Consider the following 24142-nt stretch of genomic DNA (forward strand, 5'->3'; position numbering starts at 1 on the left):
ACGCGAAGGCGCCCGTCCACGGCGCCGTGTTACGTCTCCCGGCCGGTCTTCTGACTCGGATTCCCCCGCACGATGCGCCTTCCCGCCGCAGCAGTGGCCTGTGCATCGCCCGTCATCCTTACAGCGCTGGGCACGTGGCGGATTCGCACCGCCTTCCCGATTCTCCTGCCGGCAAAGCCGGAAGGCACCCGGAGACTTCAAGGCGGGGATGCTAAGCGAGGGGCCGGGCAGAAGCAAGGGAAGCCGAACGGGCGTTCAATGCGTTTCGGCGCGGCGGGCGAGGAGTCTGCCGTCCTGCGTCTCGAAGCGCAACCCTGCAATCCGCGCCAGCGCCAGCGGCGCGGTCGCTTCGTCAGCGATGAGGAGGACACCGCTGATGCGTTGGCGGCCGGCCTGCGGGTCGCCGAGCACAATGGGCGTCTTGCGGAAGCGGTTGAGCGCCGCGACGACTTCGCTCAACGGTGCTTCCTCGAAAATCAGCTGGCCCTTGGTCCACGCCAGCAAATTGTTGCGGTCGACGGCCAGAACCGGGCGGATTTCTCCATCGACGATAGTCAGCGCTTCGCCGGCCCGCAGTATCTGCCTGGTCTGTTGCGCGTCGCCGGGGCTGACTTCGACCATGCCTTCGGCAACGCCGACGCGCACTTCGTTGGCGCGGCGGTCCACGGTGAAACGGGTGCCGATGTCGCGAATCCGGCTGCTGCCCGCCAGGACCTCGAACGGCCGTTGCGCATCGGCGGCGACGCTGATGGCGATGCTGCCCTGCGCCAGTTCGAGCTGCCGCTGCCCCTTGCCGAAACGCACGCTAACCTGCGTCTGCGGTGCCAGATCGAGCTCGCTGCCGTCGTCGAGCTGCACATGCCGCCGTTCACCGGCGACGGTGCTCAGCAGGGTGTCGGTCGGCGGCGCAAGGTTGAACCAGCCGAGGAACAGTGCCGCCGCGGCCAGGGCAGCCGTCGCCAGCGCGCGGCCGGACTTGCGCGGGCGCGTTTGCAGGCGGGCGGCGTTATCCCAGAGTTGTTCCAGCAGCGAGTATTCCTCGGCGTGTGCCGGGTCGGCCGCCAGCCAGGCGGCGAATTCCGCGCGCGTGCTGGCGGCTACCGCGTCGCCGCGCAGGCGGGCAAACCACCGGGCGGCAGTTTCCTGCACCTGTTCCGGGGTAGAGGTGGCGGCGGTGGGTGACATGCGCCGCATTGTCGGCAGCGGGGCGGGGGCAGTCAATTCAGGCCGAATGCTTCGCCCACAGGCGGCGCAGATGGAGCATGGCGCTGGCCAGGTGTTTTTCCACCATCTTGGCGGAAATACCGAGCCGGGCAGCGATCTCGCCCTGCGTCAGGGCGTCGAAGCGGTGCAGGAAGAAGACTTCGCGGCATTTGGCCGGCAGTGCTTCGATACCCGTCGCGAGCAGGCGCAATTGCTGGCGGGCCATGACGATGCGGGCGGGGTCGGCGAGCGGGTCGACCAGGCCGGGGTCCGTCTCATCGACCACCACCAGTTGCGGCCGGCTCTGGGCGGCGCGGCCGAGGTCGATGAGGAAGTTGCGTGCCGAGCGGAGCAGGAAGGCGCGCGGATTGCGGATGTCGACAGCCGGCGGATTGATCAGCAGGCGCAGGAAGATTTCCTGCGCGGCATCGCGGCCGGCCTCCGGACAGTCGAGCCGGCGCCCGAGAAAATGCCGCAACTCGTCGAAATGCCTGCGATAGAGATCAAGTACCAGCGGCTCGGTAGGCGGACAAGTGGTGGCATTCATGGCCGCATGCTAATCGGCGATGCCGCCCCACTCCATGCGGCATATTGTCGCGTTTGGCCCGGCAGAGGTAGGGAGAGGGCAAATTCATCCGTCTTGGTGGGGAGAGGCGAGCGCATCGCCAGACAACCAAGGGGGAAATCACGTGTTTCAAAAAGCCTTCGCCGGCGAGCGCCGGCCTCTTCTCAGCACCATCGCCACGGCCTTGTTCCTGGCCTTCCAGAGCAGCGCCGTCTTCGCCGTTCCGGTCGACGTTGCCGCCCAGCCGCTAGGCAGCGCATTGCGCGCCCTGGCCAGCCAGGCCGGCGTGCAGATCGCCCACGCCAGCGATGTCGTCGGCACGCTCCAGGCCAGCGCAGTCAAAGGCGACATGCGCCTGGAAGAAGCCCTGCGCCGCCTGCTCGCCGGCACCGGGCTGGAGTTCCGCAAGGATGGCGACAGCAGCTACGTCATCGTGCGCGCCGGGCACAGCGAAAAGGTGCTGCCGGAAATGGTGGTCACGGCGACACGGACCGAGCGCTGGGTCGAGGATGTACCGGCCAGCGTGACCGTGGTCGGACGCAAGGACATTGCCACCCAGCAGGTGCAGAGTCCGCTGGACCTGTTGCGTAATGTCGAGGGGGTGGATGTTGCCGGTTACGGTTCGCCTGCCTCCCTGCCGAGGATTACCCTGCGCGGTGTCGGTGGTTCCTTCGGTGGGTCGACCAGCCAGATACTTATCGACGGGATGCCGATCGAGTCGCCGGTCGCGGGCATTCATCAGGGTATCCAGGTGCTCGACCTGCAGGATCTGGAAAGGGTCGAAATCGTCCGGGGGCCGGCTTCCGCGCTTTACGGACCGAGCGCGGTGGGCGGCGTGGTGAACTTCGTCCCCAAGCGCTGGCGAGGTGCTCCCGGGGCCGAGGTGAGTATCGGGGCGGGGTCTCACGACGCCAGACTGTTCTCGGCGGCGGTTGGTGCGGCCTGGGATGTGGTCGATTTCCGTCTTTCCGCGAGCGATTACCGCACCGATGGCTATGTTGCCCAACCGGATTCCGATCCATGGGGTTCCAGGGATTTGGCGTCGCGCGATGGCAGGGACAAGAAATTTGGTCTCACGCTTGGTCTGCGGCCCGCTGCCAACCAGGAAATCACTTTCTCGGCGCGCAAGGGCGATGCCAGTTCCGCCTGGTTGGGCGGGCATCCGAACTATCGTTTTGACAACGATTCGGAAAATTACGACCTTGGCTATCGCTTCGAACTGGGGGAGCGCGCAGTGTTCAAGGTGCGGCTTCGTCATACCCGGCAAAGCACGCACATGTTGTTCGATGACGAATACGTGAACGGCAATGCCGGCAGCCTGGTTCTGGCCGAGGTCGATGACCGGATCGAGAGTCATGACTACCTCGACCTGCAGGCTGACCTGCGCCTGAGTGCGGCCAATCTGCTGACCCTGGGTTACGCATACGGGGTCGGAAAATTCACCAGTCGCTGGGAAGATGTAATCTGGGGTGGCAGCGGCGAAAGCATTTCCAAGAGCAAGCTGACCGGCATCTTCGTGCAGGATGAGCATCAGCTATCCGAGAACCTGACCATCCTCGCCGGTGGTCGTTGGGATCGCTACGAATTCGCCGGGGATAGCCAGAATGGCGTCGCAACCGGCAAGGACTCCAAGGACAAGGTTTTCAATCCGCGCCTGGGTCTCCGCTATCGGCTGAGTGAACCGACTTCCCTGTATGCGACAGTGGGAACTGCGTATGTGCCGGCCTTGAATTTTCTCAAATTTCGTGGCGGTGGTGCCTGGCTGGACAATCCCGACCTGAAACCGGAAACCTCGATTTCCTACGAACTTGGCGTCAAGCATCGTCAGCTTAACTGGTCGGCACGGGCGGCACTGTTTCATACCGACTACGAGGACAAGATTTCGTCGATCCGGGTCGGACCGCAGTGGCAGTTCCAGAACATCGGTAAGGTGGCCATTGATGGTCTGGAGCTGGCGTTCGAGGGCAAGCTTGGCGATTGGCAACCGTACCTGAACTACACCTATACGGATTCGCGCATCAAGGAAAACCCGAGCGATCCCCTGACCGTTGGCAAACAGGTGCAGCGCATTGCACCGCACAAGCTTAACGCAGGTGTCGTTTATTCCCCGTCGGAACAGTACTACGTCCGCCTTTCCGGTCGTTATGTCGATGACTACTACTTCAATGATCGAAACACCGACGAGGCGCGCAAGGCCGGCCATTTCGTTGCGGATGCCAAGATCGGCTGGCGCTTGCCCGTGAGTGGGCCACTTCGCAGTGCGGAACTGAGTCTGGCGGTGAACAACATCTTCGACCGGCGTTATCGCGAACAGCAATACGAATACATGGATCGTCGCAATGTCTGGCTCGGGCTGAATGTGCGCTTCTAGAACGGCGGTCCTGCTGCTGCTGTTGGCCAGTCCGGCCTGGGGCGGGGAGGCGGCCGAAACCGACGTCTCCCTGATCACCGCCGCCGACATCGCCCGCGAGAAGCCGGCCAGTCTGCTGGAGATGCTCAAGCGGCGGGTCGGGCTGGACGAGAACAACAGCGTCATCAGCATGCGCGGGGTGCGCGGCATTGCCGTGGTGGTCGATGGCTTCGTTTCTTCCGTCAGCGAGTTGTCGGCCTTGCGCCCGGAACAGGTGGAGCGCATTGAGGTATTGCGCGGCGCGGCGTCGGCGCGTTTCGGCGCCGAGGCGATGGGCGGGGCGATTGCGGTGACGACGCGGCGGGCCGGCGGTCGGCAGAATCCTGCGCTCAACCTGACGCAGGGGGTGGATTCCCGGGGCGGCAACTACACCCGTCTGGGTGGCAGCGGCGAGCGGGGTGAACTGGCCTGGTCACTGCTGGCGGAAAACCGCGAAGACCAAGGTTTCCGCACCGTGCCGCGCTCGCCTTTTCCCTACCAGATCACGGTCGCCGACGAGCACGGCCGCAGCACTGCCGTGGACGGCAAGCTGGCCTGGACCGGGCGCGATTTCGCCGCGTCGCTGAACCTCAAGCACTCGGACAACCATTCGTTTTTCGGCCGTCCGAACTGGGTCTTCGACTGGCAAACCGATACCGTGCGCAGCCAGTTTTCCTGGCAGGTGAACGAACGCTGGTCGCTGGAAGCGGCGCTGGGTGAAGACCGCAATGCCACGGCCGGCGTGCGTGATCGCGGCAGCGGTATCGACGCCGCCGGTCTGGCGGCGGACCAATGGCTGACTCAGGATACCCGCCAGCGCGAGGCCTCGGCGGCGCTGGCCTGGCAGGACGGCGGCTGGCAGGGACGGCTGGGCGGCAGCCTGATCGAACTGTCGGAACAATTCAGCGCCAGCGATTACGCCAGCCGCGTCACGCGCACGCAGGCCGATTCGCTGATCCGCAAGGAGGCGCTGTTTGCTTCCGGCGAAATGCCGCTCGGCGCCGGCCGCCTGGAATTGGGGCTGCGCCACGACTGGCAACGCTATATCTCGTCACGCGTGTTCGATGCCGGCCCACCCGGGCAGGAAACGCGCGGAGGCGGCGTGGTCAAGGCGGCGACCAGCCCGAAGATCGCGCTGTCCTGGCCGCTGGGCGCGACCGCCCGCCTGCGCGGCAGTTTGGGCAGCGGCTTCTCGCCGCCACAGGCGACGCAGTTGTACAACGGTTTTGTCAGCGCCGGCTCGGTGACGCTGGCCAACCCGGCGCTGAAGCCGGAACGCTCGACCACCGCCGACCTCGCCCTGCTCGGCAGCGCGGCGGGTGGCAACGGCGGCGTCACCCTGTTCGCCACCCGCTGGCAGGACAAGATAGCCGTGCGCATCCTCGATTACGGTTCGCCGGTCGTGCAGCAGCCGCAGAACGTTGGTGAAGTGCGAGCGCACGGGCTGGAAACGCATTGGTCGCAGCCGCTCGCCGGGCATTGGCAGCTCGACGCCAATTACACCTACACCCGCACCCGCATCGTCCGCGACCAGTCGGCGCCGCAACTGGTCGGCAACGTCCTGCCGGAGATGCCCCGGCACAAGGCAAATTTTGTGCTGAATTACGCGTCGACCGCAGGATTTTCCGCCCGCGCCAAATGGCGCTTGCTCGGCAGCGCCTACACCGACGAAGCCAACACCGTGGTCGACAGCCGGGGCTATCGCTGGAAAAAGGCGGCCTACGACGTCCTCGACCTGGCGGCAAGCTGGCGGGCCAAGGGCTGGGAAGCAACGCTGGCGCTCGACAACGTCTTCGACCGCGACTACGTCAGCGGTTTCTTCTGGCATGGCGAGCCGCGCACCCTGCGCGGCGAATTCATTTTGCGTTTCTGACTGGCAAGGAGTTATGCATGCGCAAGCAAGCGATTTTCCCCGTTCTCTTCGGCCTCGCCGTGCTGCTGGCGACGCCGGCCCTGGCTTGCCGGCCTTTCGGTTCCTACCAACTGGTCGAGGACAAAACCGGCGGCATCTGGTTTACCGAGGGCGACAACAACGCCGTGTCGCGGCTGGCGCCGGACGGTAGCGTCAAGGCCTATGCGCTGCCGACGAAGAACGCCGAGCCCAGCGCTCTGGCGCTGGATCGCCGGGGCAACGTCTGGTTCGTCGAAATGGACGGCGGCAAGATCGGCCGTCTGGCGCCGAACGGGCGCATCCGGGAATTCCCCACGCGCGACGGCCACCCCGGCATGGTCGCCGTCGATCGCTGGGGCGAAGCGTGGTTCACGCAGATGTCCGGGCATGAAAACGACAGCGACGAACACGCCGGCCACGGCAGCGCGATGATCGCCAAGGTCGGTCGCATCGACCGCCAGGGCCGGATGCACGATTTTCCCCTGCGCGAAGGTTGGCCGACCTCGCTGGCCTTTGACCGCCGGGACCGCGCCTGGGTGACGATCCTGGTGCCGGGGCGCAATGGCGCCCAACCCAAGGGCCGGTTGGCGACGCTGTCGCGCGATGGCCAATGGACCACGGTGGCGGCCTGGGACAACAGTTGCCCGAGCAACCTGACGCCGGCCGCCGGCGGCCTCGCCTTCTCCGACCACTGCCGTTTCGTGTTGGGCCGGGTTGCCGTCGATGGCAAACTCAGCGAACAGAAACTGCCCGACGCCACCTACATCCAGCAAATGTCGGCGGCGCCAGACGGCGTGCTGTGGTTTTCCGGCGACCAACGCGGCCGTATCGGGCGCATCGCCGCAGACGGCGCAGTCGCCTATCTGCCGGAACGGCCCGCCAGCGACGATCAGGCCATGGCCATCAAGGTGCTGCGCAACGGCGACGTCGTGTTCTCCGAGTTCTACAACTACAACATCAACCGCCGGACGAAGGACGGCGACTACGTCGAACACCTGGTCAATATCGAGGAACGCCGGGGCAGCCGCGAAGTGCGCGACGGCGAAGTCTGTTACGTCCAATTCGCCGCGCGCATCGCCGGCAAGGCGGAGATGGACCAAAAGCGCGCCGAGGAAGTGCGCAGCGGCCGTTTCAAGGCCGACGGTGCCGGCACGGAAAAGCTGGTCGAACAGAAATGCCTGGCCTGCCACGACGCCCGCCGCCTGCTACTCTCGCGGCGCAGCGACTGGACGCCGAGCCTGACGCGCATGCACTCCTACCGCCAGCTACGCGCCGTAGCGCCGCTGACGCCGGAGGAGACGACACGGCTGGTGCGTTACTTCAATAGCTATTACGGGTTGGCGCGCTGAGATCAGGGCAATGCGATAATGCGCCTCCCGTTTTCCGAGGCTGCCATGTTCGCTTCCGCCCTGATGGTGCAAGGCACCACTTCCGACGCCGGCAAATCAACGCTGGTCGCCGCGCTGTGCCGCATTTTCAAGCGCCGTGGCATCAAGGTGGCGCCGTTCAAGCCGCAGAACATGGCGCTCAATTCGGCGGTCACCGTCGATGGTGGCGAAATTGGCCGGGCGCAGGCGCTGCAGGCGCTGGCCTGCGGGCTGGAACCGCATACCGACTTCAACCCGGTGCTGCTGAAGCCGACCACCGACCGCAGGGCGCAGGTGATCATCCACGGTCAGGTTGCCACCGACCTCGATGCCAAGGCCTACCATGAGTACAAGCCGCGCGCGATGGGCGCTGTGCTCGAATCCTGGGCGCGGCTGACCGCGCACTACGACTGCGTTCTCGTCGAAGGCGCCGGCTCGCCGGCCGAGATCAACCTGCGCGACCGCGACATCGCCAACATGGGCTTTGCCGAGGCCGTCGATTGCCCGGTGATCATCGTCGCCGACATCGACCGCGGCGGCGTTTTTGCCCACCTGGTCGGCACGCTGGAACTGTTGTCGGCGTCCGAGCAGGCGCGCGTTGTCGGTTTCGTCATCAACCGTTTTCGCGGCGACATCGCACTGCTCGAGCCCGGTCTCGACTGGCTCGAACAGCGCACCGGCAAGCCGGTGCTTGGTGTTCTGCCCTACCTGCACGGGCTGATGCTTGACGCTGAGGACGCGATCGCGACGGCTGCGGTGGACGGGAAGCAAGCAGCAAAAATCCGCGTTGTTGCGCCGGCCTATCCGCGCACCTCGAACCACAACGATCTTGATCCGCTGCGCCTGCACCCGCAAGTCGACTTCCGCTGGATCGCGCCGGGCGAGGCGCTGCCGCCGGCCGACCTGATTGTCCTGCCTGGATCGAAAGCGGTGCGCGCCGACCTCGACTGGCTGCGCACTCAGGGCCACGATCAGGCCATTGCCCGCCATCTGCGCTACGGCGGCAAGGTGATCGGCTTGTGTGGTGGCTACCAGATGCTCGGGCGCAGCATCGCCGACCCGCTCGGTCTCGAAGGATCACCGGGAACGACGCCCGGTCTCGGCTTCCTGGCGGTTGATACGACGCTCGAATGCGAAAAGCAGTTGCGCAATGTGAGCGGTCACTTGCGTCTCGAAGGACAGCCGGCGATGATCGGCTACGAAATCCACCTTGGCGTCACTCAGGGCGATGGCCTGACGCGGGCCGCCGTGCAGCTTGCCGACGGCCGTGCCGACGGAGCCATCTCGGCTGATGATCAGCTACTCGGCACCTACTGTCACGGCGTCTTCGAGCATCCCGAGGCGTTGACCGCGCTGTTGCGCTGGGCCGGTGTCGGCGAGGTTGATCGGGTCGATTTCGCGGCGCGCCGCGAAGCCGATCTGGAACGTCTGGCCGATTCAGTCGAAGCGGCATTCGACTGGCAAAAGCTGAGCGTCGTGCTACCCCTGCTTGCTGTGAATACGCCCTAGAAACATCCGGTAGCAATCTGTCGAGATTCGTTCATGTTTGGTTAAGGGGGAGGCCTCTAGTATCCGGGTTCGCAGATACCCGGATATCCTCCATGAGCCAAGCAGGACCGATCGAACTCGAGTTCTCCCGCAAGTACGACCGAAAGCACGCCCAGCAGTATTTCGACAAGCATCGGGCTGGCCCGATGCGCCGTCTTTCCGACTGGCGCGAGCAGCGGATCGCGCGGGCGGCGCTGGCCATGGCTGGAGACCCGGCCAGCGTGCTTGATCTGCCCTGCGGCGCCGGGCGCTTCTGGCCGATGCTGGCGGAACGGAGCGAGCGTCGCATCCTCGCCGCCGACAACTCGGCCGACATGATTGCCGTGGCCCAGGCCACGCAGGCGCCGGAGATCGTTGCCGGCGTCGAGGCCTTCCAGACCTCGGCCTTCGCCATCGATCTGGGCGACGGCGCTGTTGACTGCGTGTTCAGCATGCGCCTGCTGCACCATATCGCCGAACCGGCGCACCGGCTGGCGATGCTGCGCGAATTTCACCGAGTTTCCTGTGAAAGCGTCGTCCTTTCGCTTTGGGTGGACGGCAATTTCAAGGCCTGGCGGCGGGCCCGGCTGGAAGCGCGGCGGCAGGTCAACAATAACCGCTTCGTCGTGCCGCGCCGCGTCATTGAGGCGGAGTTCGCTGAGGCCGGCTTCGACATCGTCGGCCATCGGGATTTTCTGCCCGGCTACGCGATGTGGCGGGTTTATACGTTGCGCAAGCGCGGCTGACTATTTCAGCGTCAGCGGCAGGCCGGCGGCGACCAGCGTAACCCGCTCGCAGACCGCCGCGACACGCTGGTTGAGCCGGCCCTGTTCGTCGGCAAACAGGCGCGAGACCGGATGCATCGGCACGATGCCCCAGCCGACCTCGTTGGAGACCAGAATGACCTGCCCGGGTAGCTGCGGCAGCGTTTCGACCAGCGCCGCCGTTTCTCCGGCGAACAGCGGGCAGGAAATGGCTTCGCCGGTTTCCGCCTGCGCCGCAGCGCGGCCGGCGAAGAGCAGGTTGGACAGCCACAGCGTCAGGCAATCGACAAGGAGGCAGGAGTCGGGCGCCGCCAGTTCGCGCAGGCGGGTAGCCAGATAGAGCGGTTCCTCGACGCAGCCCCAGTCGGCCGGGCGGCGTGCGCGGTGGTGGGCGATGCGGCGCACCATCTCGCCATCGCGCGACTCGGCGGTGGCGACGTAGACGACCCGCTGGCCGGATGCGGCGGCGATTTGTTCGGCGTGGCGGCTCTTGCCCGAACGGGCGCCGCCGAGGATCAAGGTTCTTTTTGCCATGGCCGGCATTGTGGCGTCTCCCTTGTTTTTAGTGAAGGTTTGAGCAGTGAATAGCTTTACAGCAAAAATTTTTTAAAACAAAATTGTTGTACAAATTTTCTGTTGTGAGGTGGCGATGAAAATCAGTGTCGGTAATCCGGTGGAAGGTGAGGACTTTTTCGACCGTGAGCAGGAGCAGGCGCGTGCCTGGCGCAAGCTGGCGGGTAGCCACTTGCTGATGCTCGCGCCACGACGCATCGGCAAGACCTCGCTGATTCTGCGCCTGTGTTCCACAGCACAGCAGCATGAGCGCTACGCCGTGCATTGCAGTTTTGCCAAGTGCGAAAACGAGAGTGACTGCATCCGCGAACTGTTCAAGGCGCTGGCTACCGAGCACACCATTGAGCAGAGAAGAAAGGCCTTGTTCGACAAGATCAAGAGCTTCAAGCTAGGTCCTTTTGGTGTCGATTGGCACGAAGCCCGGCCCGAAAGCTGGCGCGAGGCCGGTGAGGAACTGGGCAAGGCGCTGGCGGATGGCGACGACGACTGGCTGGTGTGTGTCGATGAACTGCCGGTCTTCATCATCAACCTGTTGCAGCAGGGCGACGATGGTCGTCGCCGGGCGCGAGCCTTCCTCTATTGGTTGCGTGACCTGCGGCAAACCCACTACCGACGCATCAAATGGCTGCTTGCCGGTTCCATCGGTCTGGACACGCTTGCCGCCCGGTTGGGCCTGAGCGATACGATCAACGACCTTGAGCCTTTTCCGCTTGATGCATTCAGCGAGGAAAGCGCTCTTCGCTTTTTAGGTGAACTTGCCAGGAGCTACGCCATCGATCTTGACGAAGGCTTGCGTGCAGTCATCGTCCGGCGGGTAGGCTGGCCGGTACCTTACTACCTGCAACTGATGTTCGAACACTTGCGCGAAGAATGCGTGGAAAGCGGTAGAACGCCGGATGCGGCAATGGTCGAGCGGGTGTTCGAGAAACTGCTGGGCATGGGTTATCGAAATCACTTCGACTACTGGCGCCAGCGACTGGACGAGGAGCTTGGCCAGCCAGAAGCGGGGCATGCGGCAAGGATCTTGACCCAAATCTGCCGATCGAGCGCAGGCAACACCCGAGACAACCTGGAGCAGGCGATGGCAGCCGTCATCGGCGATCCGGCGGCACGCGACAAGACGCTCAACTACCTGCTCGAAGTGCTGACCAGTGATGGCTACCTGATTGAACGGGAGGGACGCTACGCTTTCAGGCTGGAATGGCTGCGCGTTTTCTGGCAACGGAGGTTGGCAGCATGAGTCTGGATACCGCCCTGAAACGTTCCGCCCTCTATAACCCGGCGCTGTGGAGCCGCGACGAGGTGCGCACCTACTACGTCGCCCGCCCGAAACTGCTCGCCCGGTTCATCGACGATTTTCGTCGCGAGAAGCCGGGTACCCGCCCCCAACACCGGCTGATTCTCGGCCAACGCGGCATGGGCAAATCCACCCTGCTGCGCCGCTTGGCGATTGCCGTCGATGACGACGAGGAACTCGCCGCCGCCTGGATACCCCTGGTTTTCCCGGAAGAACAGTACAACGTCGGCAGTCTGGCCGATTTCTGGCTCAACTGCCTCGACGCCCTGGGCGATTACCTGGAAAGCCACGGTCGCACTGCCGAAATGAACGCCATCGATGCAGAAGTCGAGCGTCTCGACCGCAAGGATGGCGAAGGAGCCCTGCAAACCTTGTTGCGTATCGCGGAAAAGCTGGGGCGCCGGCTGATCCTGCTCGTCGACAACATCGACTTGATTCTCGATCGCCTCAAGGACAAGGATTGGGCCTTGCGCGAAGCCCTGCAGGAATATCCGCGACTGATGCTGATCGGCGCCAGCAGCCGGGCACTGGAAGCCAGCTACGACTACGGCCGCGCTTTCTATGATTTCTTCCGCATCGACGAACTACGTGGTCTCAGCGAAGACGAAATGCGCGAGATCATCGTCAACCTCGCTCGCCGGCACGGTGCCGAAGCGCTGATCAGGCGAGTCCAGGAGGATGTCGGGCGCATGCGCGTGCTGCATACGCTGACTGGCGGCAACCCGCGTCTCGCCGTGCTGGTCTACGGCGTGTTGTCGAAGGGATTCGACAGCGATGTGTGCGCCGATCTCGAGAGTCTGCTCGATGAAGTGACGCCCCAGTACAAGGCTCGTTTCGACGAAATGCCAGCACAGGCGCAACTGCTGCTCGACAAGCTGGCCGTGCACTGGAACCCGATGAGTGCCCGTCAGCTTGCCGATGCCCTGGGCTGGAGTGTCAACCAGGCCTCGGCCCAGCTCGATCGTCTGGCGCAAGCTGGCATCGTTGAAAAGGTCAAGGCTGGGCAGGGTAAGCGCATGGCTTTCCAGGTCGCCGAACGTTTCTTCAACATCTGGTATCTGATGCGCGCTGGTCGACGTGCGCGGCGCAGGTTGATGCGGCTGGTCGGATTTCTGCATGCCTACTTCAGCCTCGATCCGGGCGTCGTTCCGGATGCGCTGCGCTGCGCCGAGCCGGCGCCGTCTCAAGCGGTGCACATTGCTACGGCGGATGAACTGATGGGCGCAATCCGTCGATTGTTCGCCGCGCAGCAAGAGCAAGTCGCTGCGGCTCCGGCGTATTTGCGGGAAATCGTGGCCATGCTGCCATCTGCCGTGGAATTGCAGGTCGGCGAGCGCGTCCTGGCCGAGCTGGACGCGTCCGGCATTGGCGAGTCCCTGCAGCCGGTGCGTGCCGCCCTGGTGGCGGCGGTGGCCGGCAACGCCGAGCTGCTCAACGATGTGGCGCCCGAAATCCGCTTGCCGGCGCGGGAGATCCTCGCCCGCATGGCGCCGTCGCTGGTCGTCGGCTAGCGTGGCGCGGGTATAATCGCCGCGTTCGACAAAACGGAACCCGGTGCGAGACAACTCAATTCCGGGGCGGGCCCGCCGCTGTAACCGGGGACCCCACCGCAATAAGCCACTACGAGCGGAAACAGACGCTCCGGGAAGGCGCGGTCAGGGGGACGATCCGGGAGCCAGAAGACCTGTCGGACGGAAAAACAGAAAGCCTGTGGACAGGGCTTCGTGTTCGCGTCTGGACGATGCGGGCACGAGGCCCTTTCGCTTTTGGAGAATCGGATGCATTCCTTCGCAATCGTCGCCCCCGACCGGGGCATTGAAAATTCGCTCAGACACAAGGTCGACCGCAAGACCAAGCCGCCCGGCTCGCTCGGGCAACTGGAGTCGCTTGCGGTACGCATCGGCCTGATCCAGCAGACGCTGACGCCGTCGCTCGAGCGGCCGCAGATGCTGGTCTTCGCCGGCGATCACGGCGCCGCCAGGGCCGGCGTCTCGGCCTATCTGCAGGACGTGACCTGGCAGATGGTCGAGAACTTCCTCGCCGGCGGCGCGGCGATCAACGTCTTTGCGCGCCAGAACGGTCTCGGCCTGGCGGTGGTCGATGCCGGCGTGGCGCACGATTTCGGCGGCCCGCGCGAAGGTCTGATCGATCTCAAGGTGGCGCCGGGTACCGCCAATTACCTGGAAACCCCGGCGATGACGGCAGCGCAATGCGCGCAGGCGATCGAGCAGGGCGCCGGCGTGGTCTTCGGGCTGGCGGCCGCGGGCTGCCAGGTGGTCGGTTTCGGCGAGATGGGCATTGGCAACACCGCCTCGGCGTCCTTGATCACCCACTGCCTGACCGGCGTGCCGCTGGCCGATTGCGTCGGGCGCGGCACCGGCCTCGACGACGCGGGGCTGGCGCGCAAGCAGGCGCTGCTGGAGCAGGCGCTGACCCGCTATCGCGCCGCAGGCGGCGACGACGACCCCTTTGCCGTGCTCGCCGAGTTCGGCGGCTTCGAGATGGCGACCATGGCCGGCGCCATGCTGGCGGCGGCGGAAGCGAAGATGGTGCTGCTCATCGACGGCTTCATCGTCGGCGCGGCGGCGCTGGTCGCCGCGCGCCTCGAACCGGCCTTGCTCGACTACTGCGTCTTCTGCCACCATTCGGCCGAGCCCGGCCACCGTGCCCAGTTGCAGGCCTTGCAGGCCGAGCCACTGCTCGACCTGGGCCTGCGCCTGGGCGAAGGTACCGGCGCCGCGCTGGCTTTTCCGCTGGTCCAGGCGGCGGTCGCCTTCCTCAACGAAATGGCCAGCTTCGAGTCGGCCGGCGTCGCCGGCTAGCCATGCTGCGCCGCGAGCTCGAATATTTCTTCGGCGCCGTGCGTTTCTTCACGCGCCTGCCGGTGCCGGCCTGGGTCGGTCATTCGGCCGAGGCGCTGCAGCATTCGGCGCGCTGGCTGCCGGCGGTCGGCCTGGTCGTCGGTACCATCGGTGCGCTGGTCTATCTTGCCGCGCTGCAGCTCTGGCCGCAGCCGGTCGCCGTGCTGCTGGCGATGGCGGCGACGCTTTACGCCACCGGTGCCTTCCACGAGGACGGCCTGTCCGACACCGCCGACGGCCTCGGCGGCGGCTGGGAGAAGTCGCGCATCCTGGCGATCATGAAGGATTCGCGGGTCGGCAGTTACGGCGTCGTTGCGCTGTGGCTGGGGCTGACCGGCAAATTCGTATTGCTGGCGGCGCTCGACCCGGCGCTGGTGCCGGCGGCGCTGCTCGCCGGCCACGCCTGCTCGCGCGGCTGTGCAACGCTATTGCTGGCGACCATGGACTACGCGCGCGACGACGACCAGTCCAAGGCCAGGCCGCTGGCCCAACGCCTGACACCGGGGGCGTTGCTGTTCGCCCTGGTATTCGCGCTGGCGCCCTTGCTCTGCCTGCTCTGGCAGCAGGCAGTGCTCGGGCTGCTCATGGCGCTGCTGGCGACGGCCTGGCTGGCAGCCAAGTTCCGCCGCTGGCTGGGCGGTTACACCGGCGACTGCCTGGGCGCCACCCAGCAGCTCGCCGAAATTGCCTTCTACCTCGGGCTGCTCGCGCAATGGCCGCGCTGACGCTGCATCTGGTGCGCCACCCGCGCCCGCTGATCGCACCCGGCGTCTGTTACGGTCAACTCGATGTCGCGGCCGAAGACCCAGCGCCCATCGTCGCCTGCCTGCGCTGCGAACTGCCGCCGGGATTGCCGGTCTGGAGCAGTCCGCTGCAACGCTGTCGGACGCTGGCCGAAGCCTTGCAGCCGGCGCCGCGGCTCGACGCGCGGCTGATGGAACTGAATTTCGGTGCCTGGGAAGGGCGACCGTGGGACGACATTGCGCGCCCGGAGCTTGATGCCTGGGCCGTCGACATTGACGGCTACGCGCCGCCTGGCGGCGAATCGCCCCGTCAGCTGCAACAGCGCGTGCTCGCCTTCGTCGACGAACTGCCAGCTGGGGCGCATCTATTGGTCACCCATGCCGGCGTGATTCGCGCCTTGCTTGCCGCGGCTGCTGGCGAGACGCTGGCGGCGGTCCTGAATCGACCGGCGCCGGCGTATGGCAGCCTGACCAGTCTCGATTATTCCTCGGGCAGCCGGTAACGCTGCTCGCGGTACAGCCAGGCTGGCAGCAGGGCATGCGCCAGGGCACGTCTGGCCAGCGCCTCACCGTCGGCCGGCGCGGCTTCGGCGGCACTGAGGCGCTTGGTCTTGCGGTCGTAGTGGGCGAATGCGGGTTCCTTTTCCGGGCGCAGGACGACCACCTGATTGCCTTCCATCCAGCCGTAGTTCTGCTCGTACTGCATCATCGCCCGACCCGGCAGGTCGTCGGCTTCGCGGGTCAGGTCGCGGCCCGGCATCGGGTGTTTGGCATCGACGCCCATCAGCGAGAGCAGGGTCGGCGCCAGGTCAATCTGGCTGGCGACGGTCTTCACCCGCTTCGGCTTGAGGTCGGCACCGAGGATCAGGCCGGGGATGTGGAAGCGCTCAACCGGTACCATGCTGTCGCCGCGTACGCGGATGTCGTGGTCGGCGACGACGACGAAGATCGTGTCCTGCCAGTAGGGGCTGGCCTTGGCCTTGGCCATGAACTCGCCGAGCGCGTGGTCGGTGTATTTGACGGCGTTGTTGTCGGTCGCCTTCGGCTGCTCGTAAAGCTCGATGCGGCCGTCGGGGAAGTCGAAGGGCGAATGGTTGGTCGAGGTGAACACCAGGGTGAAGCTGGCCTGCCCTTCGGCGTGTTTGGCGTTCAGACGCTCGTGCGTCTTGTCGAACAGGTCTTCGTCGGAAACACCCCAGCCGGTGATGAATTTCGGATTCTTGTAGTCCTTCTGCTCGGTGATGTGGGTGAAACCGTTACCCGTGAAGAAGCCGCGCATGTTGTCGAAATGCGCCTCGCCACCGTAGATGAACTCCGACTCGTAGCCGTGGCGACCGAGGATGGAAGCCAGCGTTGAGAAATTGCGCTGCGCCAGCGACAGCTTGACCACCGCCTGCGCCGGCGTCGGCAGGAAACCGGTGTTGACTGCCTCGATGCCGCGGATGGAACGGGTGCCAGTGGCGTAGAGCTGTTCGAACCACCAGCCTTCTTCCTTCAGCTTTTCCAGGTTGGGGGTCACTGGCACGCCGCCCAGAGACTGGACGAAGGTGGCGCCCAGGCTTTCCTCAAGGATGATCACCAGGTTCAGCGGCTTGGCACGGCGCACCGTCGCCTTCTGATCGACCAGGGTCGGGATTTCCGGGTCATTGAGCAGCGGGTGCGGGTCGCCCAGGCTGGTGCGGGCCTGACGGAACTCGGCGAGCATGTCGGCAGTTTCCATCTTGCCGTAAATTTCGCTCGAATTGGCCTCGTGTTGCATGCCGTAGATCGCGTGCGTCACCGACCAGGCGGAGTTGAGGATCAGCGTGTTGACCATCGGGTCGGCGGTCAGCGCGAAAGTCGCCGGATTGGCCGGCCGGTGCTGCAGGCTGGAACGGATGGCCAGGGCGCAGATCAGCACCAGCAGCGGCCAGCTCAGCCACAGCTTCCAGCCCGACCACGGCGCTTCGCGCCGTTGCCAGGCGCGCATGATCCGCCACGCTGACCAGCCGAGCAGGCCGGTGACCAGCAGGCCGCCGACCAGGTGCAGGCGGAAGCCGCTCCACAGCATGGCGACGACTTCGTTGGGGTATTTCAGGTACTCGACGAAGAGGCGGTTTGGCCGGCTGTCATATTCGTTGATGAAGGCCGGCGAGGCGATCTCGAGCAGCGCCAGAGCGGCGATCGCCAGCGTCATCCAGGCGATGTTCAGGCGCCGCCAGGCCGGCCACAGGCGTTTGCCGGCGAGCAGTGGGGCGAGCAGCAGCAGTGGCAGGGTGAGCAGGGAAAGCTGGATCACATCGACGCGCACGCCCTGCAGCAGCATCGTGCTCCAGATGCCGGTGGCAGCAACCCGCTCCGACTGCCACAGCATCAGCGCCGCGCGCGACAGCGTCAGCAGCGGCAGGCCAAGCAGGAAGAGCATGGCGATGCCGGCGTAGGGGCCGCAGAGGTCGAGGCGTTGCCAGAGGCGGGAGAAGAAGGGAGGGAGCTTGGCAGTCATGGCGGATTCAGTGAGGCAGATTCCGCAGAGTCTGACCAGCGGTGATTAAACGAAGCTTAAACGAAGCTTAAAGCGAGGGCTATCCCGGCAACCGCAGGCTGGCCTGCAGGCCGCCCAGTGGCGAACGGCCAAGGTTCAGTTCGCCGCCGTAGGTTTCGGCGATGTCAGCAGTGATCGCCAGGCCGAGCCCACTGCCTTCCACGTTCTCGTCGAAGCGGCGGCCACGCACGCCGGTTTCGCGGATCTGTTCGGCCGACAGACCGGGGCCGTCGTCGCCGATTTCGACGACGACTTCGTCGTGCTGCCGGCGGGCGCGTACGCAGACCCGCGATTTTGCCCATTTGCCGGCGTTGTCGAGCAGGTTGCCGAGCATTTCCTCGAAATCGGTCTGCTCGCCGCGCCAGTGCAGTTCGCGGTCGACGTCGAGCTGCCAGTCCAGGCCGCGATCACGGTGCAGCCGTTGCATCAGGCCGATCAGGCCGGCGACGCAGTCACCGACGGCGACCTGACGGACGCTGCCGGCACCGCTGCCGGCGCGGGCGAGGTGGCGGTCGATCAACTGGGTCATGGCGCCGACCTGCTGGCGCAGCAGCGGGCTCTGTTGCAGTTCGCCGTCGGCCGCCAGCAGCGACAGCGGTTTCTTCAGCGCATGGCTGAGGTCGGCGGCGTGACCGCGGGCGCGGTCGACGATGCGCGCGTTGCGGGCGAGGACGAGGTCAAGCTCCTGGGCTAGCGGCGCCAGTTCCGGGCCGTAATCACCACCAACGCTATCTGCCTTGCCGGTGCGCACCGCCGCCAGCCGGTCGCGCAGCCGGCGCACCGGCAGCAGGCCGAGACGGACCTGCAGGATGCTGGTGAGGAGCAGCGAGACGAGCAGGCCGAGCTGGGTGAACAACAGGATGCGGTCGAGCCGGTCGAGCTCGCTGGCGATGTCGGCGGCCGGACCATAGACGTGGAGGCGGGCCGTCTGGCCGTCGATTTCGATGGCGCGGACGATACCCATCACGGCCAGTCCCTGCGGATCGACGCCTTGCAGCAGATTCGGGTTGCCGGCGACGGGCCGGTTGCCGGCGGTATCCAGGCGGCTATCCCACAGCGAGCGCGAGGCCTGCAGTTCGCCGCTGCTTTCCAGCTGCCAGTACCAGCCGGAGAAAATGCGGCCGAATTCGTCGTTGCTGCGCCCCAGCCAGTGGATCTGGCTGCTGCCGGGCAGGACGGAGAAACCGGCGAGCAGTCGCTCGGTCCGTTCTTCGAGGCGCTGCTCGAAATGCCGGAGCAGGGTATTCTGCACGCTTTGCCGCAAGATCCAGCCGCCGACCGTACTGACCAGCAGGGCGGCGATCGCGGCCAGCGCGACCAGGCGCGAGGCCAAACCAAAACGGTGCAGCCGGCTAAACGGCATCGACTTCGGTGAGGCAGAAGCCGCGCCCGCGTTCGGTCTGGATCAGCGGCACGCCGAGCTTGCGCCGGATGCGGCCGATCAGCACGTCGAGGGTGTTGGAGTCCGGATCGAGGTCGCGCGCATAGACGTGCTCGCTGATCTCGCTGCGGCTGACGACGCAGCCCTTGCGCTGGATCAGGTAGGCGAGGATGCGCTTTTCCTGGGCGGTCAGATTGAGCGGCGCGCCGGCTAGCGTGAAACGGTCGGCGTTGGCATCGTAACTGAGCGGCCCGGCCTGCAGGATCGGCGAACTGTGGCCGAGGGCGCGCCGTTTGAGGACGCGCAGGCGTAGCGCGACCTCCTCGTGCAGGAAAGGCTTGGTCAGGAAATCGTCGGCGCCGGCATCGAAACTGGCCAGCTTGTCGCTCCAGCGGCCGCGCGCGGTCAGCACCAGTACCGGCAGGCGGCGCCCCTGCTCGCGCCAGTGGCGCAGCACCGAGACGCCGTCCTGGCCGGGCAGGCCGAGATCGAGCACGGCGGCGTCGTAGTCCTCGGTGCTGCCGACGAAGGCCGCCTCGTCGCCATCGTGCACGGTATCGACGATCATGCCGTCGGCGCTCAGCGCGGCGGCGATCCTGGCGGCCAGTTCGCGATCATCCTCGACCAGCAGCACCTTCATCGGCTGACTTCCTCGTCGTTGAGCAGCTTGCCGCTGACCGCATCGATGTCGAGTTCGAAGACGCGGCCGTCATCGAGACGGAGTTCGACCTCGTAGAAATAGCGGCCGTCCTGATCGTATTCCAGTTCGACCTCGTGGATGGTGCCGCGGTAGCGGGCCGGCAGGCGACCGAGCAGGTCGGGCAGCGGCATCAGTTTCTTGAGGACTTCCTGGCGGTGGCCGTTGCCGTCGAGCACTTCGCCGTTCTGGGCGTCGATGACGAACTCGCGCAACTGTCCGTCCTGCAGGATGAGCTGGACCTCGTAGATCAACCGGTTGTCGGCCGTCAGCTTGAGTTCCAGTTCGAGCACCTTGCCCGGGTGGCGGGCGAGCAGCGCACGCAGCGCCTTGGCCATGTCGAGACGCGGTGTTGCTGGTGTCGCGTGCGGCAACTCCCTGCCGCTCACCGCGTCGACCAGCAGCTTGCTGCGCTGGCCGTCGTTCCTGAGTACGGTGACTTCGTAGATGCGCCTGCCGGCGAGGTCGCGTTCGAGATCGACGTCGAGCACCTTGCCCGGATGCGTTTTCTGGACGCCGGCCAGGATTTCCGCCAGCGGCTTGAGCTGGCCGGCCTCGACGGCGCGGCGGATGACGTATTGCTCTTCAGCGTGGGCGGCCGGCAGCAGCAGGGCGATCAGGAGGGCAGGCAGGAGTTTCATCGGGCGCATGCTGCGGCAGCCAGGGTAAACGGTTGATGAATTGTAGCGTCAGGCGCCGTTTAGTGTCGGCGCGGCAGGATGGTGCTGTCTTCGACTGCAACTGTTTAGGTCATGTCCGCCACTCGCAGCCTGTCTGTCCCGCTTTCCCTTTCCGCTCCCCGGCTGCGCCGGCCGCACGGTGGCTTCCTGCTGGCGATCCTGCTCGTTCTCGCCGGCGCCGCGCTGTTCGGGCGCTGGCCGCTGCTCGTCCTGCACTGGCAGCAGGTGACGGCCGATGCCGGGCAACGCGAGCGGGCGGCGTGGCTACCCGACTACCGGGTCGATATCGAAGCCCGGCCCTTGGCCGGTGTCGCCGCCAATCTTTCCGGACTGACTTACGACCCTGATCGGCGGAGCTTGTTCGCGATCACCAACGCCTCCCCGGAAATCATCGAGTTGTCGCTGAGCGGTGAAGTGCTGCGCCGCATTCCGCTGAGCGGGGTGAGCGATCCGGAGGCCATCGAGTATGTCGGGCCCGGCGAGTTCGTGCTGACCGACGAACGACGGCAGGCGCTGGTGCATGTCCGGATCGACGCGGGGACGCGGGCGATTGATGGCGGGCGGGCGCCACGTCTGGCTCTCGGCATTGGCCGCAACGGCAACAAGGGGTTCGAGGGACTGGCCTTTGATGCCGCCAGCGGTCGCATGTTCGTCGCCAAGGAGCGCGACCCGCAGCGTATCTACGAAGTGCGGGGCTTTCCCTATGCAGCGACGGCGACGGTCGACATTGCCGAGGATGCGGCGCGCGACGCCGCTTTGCCCGGCACCGACCTGGCCGGCTTGCACTTCGATGCGGCGAGCGGCCACCTCCTGGCCTTGTCCGAGGAATCCCGCCTTCTGGTCGAATTTGCCACCGACGGCCGGCCGCTGAGCAGCCTGTCGCTGGCTGCCGGACGCAGTGGCCTGCAGAAGGCAATACCGCAAGCGGAGGGGGTGACCCTGGACGACCAGGGGCGGCTCTACGTGGTCAGCGAACCCAACCTGTTCTACCGTTTCACCCGGCAGCCGCCTGCAAGCCCTGCAGACTGACCGCCAGGCCGCCGCCTGGCTGGTTGGCCAGGTGCAGGCAGGCGCCGTGCAGTTCGGCGATGCGGGCGACGATCGCCAGCCCCAGCCCGTTGCCTTCGGTCTTGCCCGGCTCGGCGCGGAAGAAGCGTTCGCCCAGGCGGGCCAGGACGGCCTCGGGGACACCGGGGCCGTTGTCGCTGACCGTCAGGTCGTAGCCAGCGTCGTCGCGGCGCGCGATGATGACGCGGATTGCGCTGTCCGGCGGGGAATAGCGCAGGGCGTTGTCTACCAGATTGCGCACGGCGATCTGCAACAGGTCGTCGTCGCCCTGGACGAGGCAGGTGGCGTCCAGTGGCGGGCAGGTGACGGAGGCCTCGGCATGGCAGGCGGCGACGACGCGTCCGACCAGTTGCCCGAGGTCGACCGCCTGGTTGTGCGGCGGGCAGCTCAGCGGGTCGAGCCGGGCCAGGCGCAGCAGTTGCTCGACCAGCCGGCCAGCCCGGTCGACCCCGGCTTCGATCTGCTGCAGTGCGTGCTCGCGTACCGGCGAGTCGCCGCTCAGTCGTGCCACCTGGGTCTGAACCTTGAGCGCGGCGAGCGGCGTGCGCAGCTCGTGGGCGGCATCGGCGGTGAACCGGCGCTCGTTGTCGAGTGTCCGGCCAACGCGCCGGAACAGCCGGTTGATCGCCAGCACCAGTGGCCTGGCTTCGGTCGGGACGCGGTCGCTGGTCAACGGGGCCAGGCTATCCGGTGTGCGTGTCGCGACCTCGCGGGCCAGTTGCTCGAGCGGTCGCAGCGCGCGCTTGATCGAGATGTAGATCAGCAGGATCAGGACTGGCGTGATGAGCAGCAGCGGCCACACCGTCTGGGTGGCGACTTCGAGCGCGGCGCGGTCGCGCAGGCCGATCGCCTGGGCAACCTGGACCCGGTAGCGGCCGTCGGTCGAAACGACATTGAGCACTCGCCAGGCTTCCTTGTGACGGATGATGTCGTTGTAGCCGGCGACGCCGAGGATGGGGAACTCCGGTGCATCCGGCGAGCGGGCGAGGATGGTGCCGTTGCCGCGGCCGATCTGGAATTCGAGCGGGGGTTCATAGATGTCTGCGGCGCCGCGGACCGTCGCCAGCCGCGGGGCCAGTTCGCCGAGGTCGTCCTCGTTGTCGTGGGTGATCGCCAGCAGCAGGCGGGCGGTTTGCGCCAGGCTGCCGTCCATCAGCTCTTCCGCTTCGTGCTGCGCCTTGCTGTAGCTGAACCAGCCGGTGAGCAGCCAGGTCGTCATGACAACTGCGCCGATCGCGGCGAGCAGCCGCCAGCGTAACGAGTTGAGCCCTTGCGGCGGCAGCAGGCGGTGCATCGTCAGTCGTCGGCCAGCTGGTAGCCGAGGCCGCGTACCGTCTTGATGAATTCGGCACCGAATTTCTTGCGCAAGTGGTGGATGTAGACCTCGACGGTGTTGCTGCCCGCTTCGTCCCCCCAGGCGTAGAGGCTTTCTTCCAGCTGGCTGCGGCTCCTGATGTGGCCAGGCTGGCTGAGCAGGGCATGGAGGAGCGCGTACTCGCGGGCCGACAGCGGGACTTCCTGGCCGTTGAAGCTGACCCGCTTGCTCGCCGGGTCGAGGCTGACGCCGCCGTGTTCGAGCCGCGGCTGCGCCTTGCCGCCGGCGCGGCGCAGCAGGGCGCGGATGCGCGCCTGCAGCTCACCGAGGTCGAAGGGCTTGGTCAGGTAGTCGTCGGCCCCGTGGTCGAGACCGGCGATCTTGTCTTCGGCGGTGTCGCGGGCCGTCAGCAGCAGTACCGGGGTCTGGTCGCCACGGCCGCGCATTTCGCGCAGCACGGCGAGGCCATCCTTGCCTGGCAGGCCGAGGTCGAGGACGCAGGCGTCGTAGCTGTGGTCGGCCAGGGCCAGCAGCGCCAGTTTGCCGTCCTGCACCCAGTCGACCGCGTAGGCGGCGAGCATCAGTCCGGCGCGAATGCCGTCGCCGAGCAGGGTGTCGTCTTCAACCAGCAACAGTCTCAATTAGCGTGCCTCTCCGGCGGTTTTGGCGAGCAGGGCGCGGATTTCCTGGCGCCGGCCCTGGTCGGCCAATTCGCGCCCCGGGCGGGCCGGTGCGGCGAGGGCTTTTTCCAGATAGCGGCGGCCTTCGGCGACGCGTTCCTGATCGACCAGATACTCGCCGTAAAAGAAATTCGGGTCAATCCCGTCCGGGTTGACCGCCAGCGACTTCCTGAACAGCGCTTCGGCCTTTTCCTTGTCGCCGAAGCCGAGCGGCCAGCGCGGTACCTTGGCGTAGAGGGTCGCCAGACTGGTGTAGGCGGAGCCGTTGAGCGACTTTTCGTCGAGCTTCAGGCTTTCTTCCAGCAGTGCCCGGGCTTCCTTGGCCAGCGACAGGCCGCCGAGGCCGCCGCGGGCGCCGGCTTCGCTGGAGACGACGATGGCTTCCCAGATCAGCGCGGCTGCGAGGTTGGGGTTGTTGCGGGAAAGCTGCTTCGCCTGGGCGGCCAGATCGCGGTAGAGGTCGGCTTGCCGGTCTTCCGGCTGGCGGTACTTGATTTCCGCCCAGCGGTCCTGGATCGGGCGGATCAGTTCGTCGCCGGGAGCGGCGTGAATCAGCGTCGCGAAGCCGAGGCCGACGGCGAAAAGCAGGGATTTCAAACGGGACATGATGCCTCCATGGG

At 66.0% G+C, this 24142-nt stretch carries 21 protein-coding genes and 2 riboswitches; of the genes, 11 read left to right on the forward strand and 10 right to left on the reverse strand.

Annotated elements, in window-relative coordinates; genetic code table 11:
- Positions 1-22: 22 nt before the first annotated feature.
- Positions 23-207, reverse strand: a riboswitch (cobalamin riboswitch).
- A 48-nt stretch (positions 208-255) separates the two neighbouring features.
- Both ACE3OV_RS05610 and ACE3OV_RS05615 read right to left on the reverse strand, forming a co-directional pair.
- Positions 256-1185 carry a FecR domain-containing protein gene (locus ACE3OV_RS05610; protein ID WP_374325864.1) on the reverse strand — a complete coding sequence of 310 codons (930 nt, stop codon included), beginning with the start codon at positions 1183-1185 and terminating at the stop codon, positions 256-258.
- A gap of 37 nt (positions 1186-1222) precedes the next feature.
- On the reverse strand, positions 1223-1750 hold the full coding sequence (locus ACE3OV_RS05615) for an RNA polymerase sigma factor (RefSeq protein ID WP_374325866.1): 528 nt from the start codon (positions 1748-1750) through the stop codon (positions 1223-1225).
- A gap of 142 nt (positions 1751-1892) precedes the next feature.
- On the opposite strand from ACE3OV_RS05615, the gene ACE3OV_RS05620 reads away from it, so the two are divergent.
- The 5 genes from ACE3OV_RS05620 (at position 1893) to ACE3OV_RS05640 (ending at position 9688) form a co-directional block, all read left to right on the forward strand.
- On the forward strand, positions 1893-4139 hold the full coding sequence (locus tag ACE3OV_RS05620) for a TonB-dependent receptor domain-containing protein (protein WP_374325868.1): 2247 nt from the start codon (positions 1893-1895) through the stop codon (positions 4137-4139).
- Positions 4126-6030 carry a TonB-dependent receptor gene (locus ACE3OV_RS05625; protein ID WP_374325869.1) on the forward strand — a complete coding sequence of 635 codons (1905 nt, stop codon included), beginning with the start codon at positions 4126-4128 and terminating at the stop codon, positions 6028-6030. Before ACE3OV_RS05620 ends, ACE3OV_RS05625 begins: the two co-directional genes overlap by 14 nt.
- A gap of 17 nt (positions 6031-6047) precedes the next feature.
- On the forward strand, positions 6048-7397 hold the full coding sequence (locus ACE3OV_RS05630; RefSeq protein WP_374325871.1) for a hypothetical protein: 1350 nt from the start codon (positions 6048-6050) through the stop codon (positions 7395-7397).
- 45 nt (positions 7398-7442) lie between these two features.
- On the forward strand, positions 7443-8924 hold the full coding sequence (locus tag ACE3OV_RS05635) for a cobyric acid synthase (RefSeq protein ID WP_374325873.1): 1482 nt from the start codon (positions 7443-7445) through the stop codon (positions 8922-8924).
- Between the two features lie 92 nt (positions 8925-9016).
- On the forward strand, positions 9017-9688 hold the full coding sequence (locus ACE3OV_RS05640; protein WP_374325875.1) for a class I SAM-dependent methyltransferase: 672 nt from the start codon (positions 9017-9019) through the stop codon (positions 9686-9688).
- On the opposite strand, the gene cobU is transcribed toward ACE3OV_RS05640, so the two are convergent.
- Entirely contained in the window at positions 9689-10240 is a 552-nt protein-coding gene (gene cobU / locus ACE3OV_RS05645; protein ID WP_374325877.1) for a bifunctional adenosylcobinamide kinase/adenosylcobinamide-phosphate guanylyltransferase, read from the reverse strand.
- A gap of 115 nt (positions 10241-10355) precedes the next feature.
- Between cobU and ACE3OV_RS05650 the strand changes: the two genes are divergently transcribed.
- The 5 genes from ACE3OV_RS05650 to ACE3OV_RS05670 all read left to right on the forward strand — a co-directional run bounded on the left by ACE3OV_RS05650 (position 10356) and on the right by ACE3OV_RS05670 (position 15683).
- Positions 10356-11519, forward strand: a complete 1164-nt coding sequence (locus tag ACE3OV_RS05650) for a hypothetical protein (protein WP_374325879.1) — start codon at positions 10356-10358, stop codon at positions 11517-11519.
- Positions 11516-13087 (forward strand): AAA family ATPase, encoded by a 1572-nt coding sequence (locus ACE3OV_RS05655; protein WP_374325881.1) that lies wholly within the window; start codon positions 11516-11518, stop codon positions 13085-13087. Before ACE3OV_RS05650 ends, ACE3OV_RS05655 begins: the two co-directional genes overlap by 4 nt.
- Positions 13084-13283, forward strand: a riboswitch (cobalamin riboswitch). Its footprint overlaps the gene before it by 4 nt.
- 71 nt (positions 13284-13354) lie before the next feature.
- Entirely contained in the window at positions 13355-14398 is a 1044-nt protein-coding gene (cobT, locus tag ACE3OV_RS05660) for a nicotinate-nucleotide--dimethylbenzimidazole phosphoribosyltransferase (RefSeq protein ID WP_374325883.1), read from the forward strand.
- A 2-nt stretch (positions 14399-14400) separates the two neighbouring features.
- On the forward strand, positions 14401-15162 hold the full coding sequence (locus ACE3OV_RS05665) for an adenosylcobinamide-GDP ribazoletransferase (protein WP_374325885.1): 762 nt from the start codon (positions 14401-14403) through the stop codon (positions 15160-15162).
- Positions 15150-15683, forward strand: a complete 534-nt coding sequence (locus ACE3OV_RS05670; RefSeq protein WP_374325887.1) for a histidine phosphatase family protein — start codon at positions 15150-15152, stop codon at positions 15681-15683. The genes ACE3OV_RS05665 and ACE3OV_RS05670 overlap by 13 nt, the downstream gene beginning before the upstream one ends.
- On the opposite strand, the gene ACE3OV_RS05675 is transcribed toward ACE3OV_RS05670, so the two are convergent.
- The 4 genes from ACE3OV_RS05675 to ACE3OV_RS05690 form a co-directional block, all read right to left on the reverse strand.
- Positions 15662-17662 (reverse strand): LTA synthase family protein, encoded by a 2001-nt coding sequence (locus ACE3OV_RS05675; RefSeq protein WP_374325889.1) that lies wholly within the window; start codon positions 17660-17662, stop codon positions 15662-15664. The genes ACE3OV_RS05670 and ACE3OV_RS05675 overlap by 22 nt on opposite strands.
- 79 nt (positions 17663-17741) lie before the next feature.
- A complete protein-coding gene (locus tag ACE3OV_RS05680; protein ID WP_374325891.1) occupies positions 17742-19064 on the reverse strand; it encodes a sensor histidine kinase in 1323 nt (440 codons plus the stop codon).
- On the reverse strand, positions 19054-19722 hold the full coding sequence (locus ACE3OV_RS05685; RefSeq protein WP_374325893.1) for a response regulator transcription factor: 669 nt from the start codon (positions 19720-19722) through the stop codon (positions 19054-19056). The genes ACE3OV_RS05680 and ACE3OV_RS05685 overlap by 11 nt, the downstream gene beginning before the upstream one ends.
- On the reverse strand, positions 19719-20420 hold the full coding sequence (locus tag ACE3OV_RS05690; protein WP_374325895.1) for a PepSY domain-containing protein: 702 nt from the start codon (positions 20418-20420) through the stop codon (positions 19719-19721). Before ACE3OV_RS05690 ends, ACE3OV_RS05685 begins: the two co-directional genes overlap by 4 nt.
- 111 nt (positions 20421-20531) lie before the next feature.
- On the opposite strand from ACE3OV_RS05690, the gene ACE3OV_RS05695 reads away from it, so the two are divergent.
- Positions 20532-21488, forward strand: coding sequence for an SdiA-regulated domain-containing protein (locus ACE3OV_RS05695; RefSeq protein WP_374325897.1), 957 nt, complete (start codon positions 20532-20534; stop codon positions 21486-21488).
- Here ACE3OV_RS05695 and ACE3OV_RS05700 read toward each other — a convergent pair.
- Genes ACE3OV_RS05700 through ACE3OV_RS05710 form a run of 3 tightly spaced genes read right to left on the reverse strand, consistent with a single transcriptional unit; the run spans position 21454 to position 24128 of the window.
- Positions 21454-22821 carry an ATP-binding protein gene (locus tag ACE3OV_RS05700; RefSeq protein WP_374325899.1) on the reverse strand — a complete coding sequence of 456 codons (1368 nt, stop codon included), beginning with the start codon at positions 22819-22821 and terminating at the stop codon, positions 21454-21456. The two genes, ACE3OV_RS05695 and ACE3OV_RS05700, sit on opposite strands and share 35 nt — an antisense overlap.
- A gap of 2 nt (positions 22822-22823) precedes the next feature.
- On the reverse strand, positions 22824-23483 hold the full coding sequence (locus ACE3OV_RS05705) for a response regulator (RefSeq protein ID WP_374325901.1): 660 nt from the start codon (positions 23481-23483) through the stop codon (positions 22824-22826).
- Positions 23484-24128: a TRAP transporter TatT component family protein gene (locus ACE3OV_RS05710; protein WP_374325903.1), complete on the reverse strand. Its 645-nt coding sequence runs from the start codon at positions 24126-24128 to the stop codon at positions 23484-23486.
- Between the last annotated feature and the right edge of the window lie 14 nt (positions 24129-24142).

Source organism: Azonexus sp. (assembly GCF_041909095.1).
Lineage (GTDB): Bacteria > Pseudomonadota > Gammaproteobacteria > Burkholderiales > Rhodocyclaceae > Azonexus.

Excerpts from the sequence above, each read along its gene's own strand:
- ACE3OV_RS05610 (WP_374325864.1), bottom strand. The coding sequence starts at position 1,185 with ATGTCACCCACCGCCGCCACCTCTACCCCGGAACAGGTGCAGGAAACT.
- ACE3OV_RS05615 (WP_374325866.1), bottom strand. The coding sequence starts at position 1,750 with ATGAATGCCACCACTTGTCCGCCTACCGAGCCGCTGGTACTTGATCTC.
- ACE3OV_RS05625 (WP_374325869.1), top strand. The coding sequence starts at position 4,126 with ATGTGCGCTTCTAGAACGGCGGTCCTGCTGCTGCTGTTGGCCAGTCCG.
- ACE3OV_RS05630 (WP_374325871.1), top strand. The coding sequence starts at position 6,048 with ATGCGCAAGCAAGCGATTTTCCCCGTTCTCTTCGGCCTCGCCGTGCTG.
- ACE3OV_RS05635 (WP_374325873.1), top strand. The coding sequence starts at position 7,443 with ATGTTCGCTTCCGCCCTGATGGTGCAAGGCACCACTTCCGACGCCGGC.
- ACE3OV_RS05640 (WP_374325875.1), top strand. The coding sequence starts at position 9,017 with ATGAGCCAAGCAGGACCGATCGAACTCGAGTTCTCCCGCAAGTACGAC.
- cobU (WP_374325877.1), bottom strand. The coding sequence starts at position 10,240 with ATGGCAAAAAGAACCTTGATCCTCGGCGGCGCCCGTTCGGGCAAGAGC.
- ACE3OV_RS05650 (WP_374325879.1), top strand. The coding sequence starts at position 10,356 with ATGAAAATCAGTGTCGGTAATCCGGTGGAAGGTGAGGACTTTTTCGAC.
- ACE3OV_RS05655 (WP_374325881.1), top strand. The coding sequence starts at position 11,516 with ATGAGTCTGGATACCGCCCTGAAACGTTCCGCCCTCTATAACCCGGCG.
- cobT (WP_374325883.1), top strand. The coding sequence starts at position 13,355 with ATGCATTCCTTCGCAATCGTCGCCCCCGACCGGGGCATTGAAAATTCG.
- ACE3OV_RS05665 (WP_374325885.1), top strand. The coding sequence starts at position 14,401 with ATGCTGCGCCGCGAGCTCGAATATTTCTTCGGCGCCGTGCGTTTCTTC.
- ACE3OV_RS05670 (WP_374325887.1), top strand. The coding sequence starts at position 15,150 with ATGGCCGCGCTGACGCTGCATCTGGTGCGCCACCCGCGCCCGCTGATC.
- ACE3OV_RS05675 (WP_374325889.1), bottom strand. The coding sequence starts at position 17,662 with ATGACTGCCAAGCTCCCTCCCTTCTTCTCCCGCCTCTGGCAACGCCTC.
- ACE3OV_RS05680 (WP_374325891.1), bottom strand. The coding sequence starts at position 19,064 with ATGCCGTTTAGCCGGCTGCACCGTTTTGGTTTGGCCTCGCGCCTGGTC.
- ACE3OV_RS05685 (WP_374325893.1), bottom strand. The coding sequence starts at position 19,722 with ATGAAGGTGCTGCTGGTCGAGGATGATCGCGAACTGGCCGCCAGGATC.
- ACE3OV_RS05690 (WP_374325895.1), bottom strand. The coding sequence starts at position 20,420 with ATGAAACTCCTGCCTGCCCTCCTGATCGCCCTGCTGCTGCCGGCCGCC.
- ACE3OV_RS05695 (WP_374325897.1), top strand. The coding sequence starts at position 20,532 with ATGTCCGCCACTCGCAGCCTGTCTGTCCCGCTTTCCCTTTCCGCTCCC.
- ACE3OV_RS05700 (WP_374325899.1), bottom strand. The coding sequence starts at position 22,821 with ATGCACCGCCTGCTGCCGCCGCAAGGGCTCAACTCGTTACGCTGGCGG.
- ACE3OV_RS05710 (WP_374325903.1), bottom strand. The coding sequence starts at position 24,128 with ATGTCCCGTTTGAAATCCCTGCTTTTCGCCGTCGGCCTCGGCTTCGCG.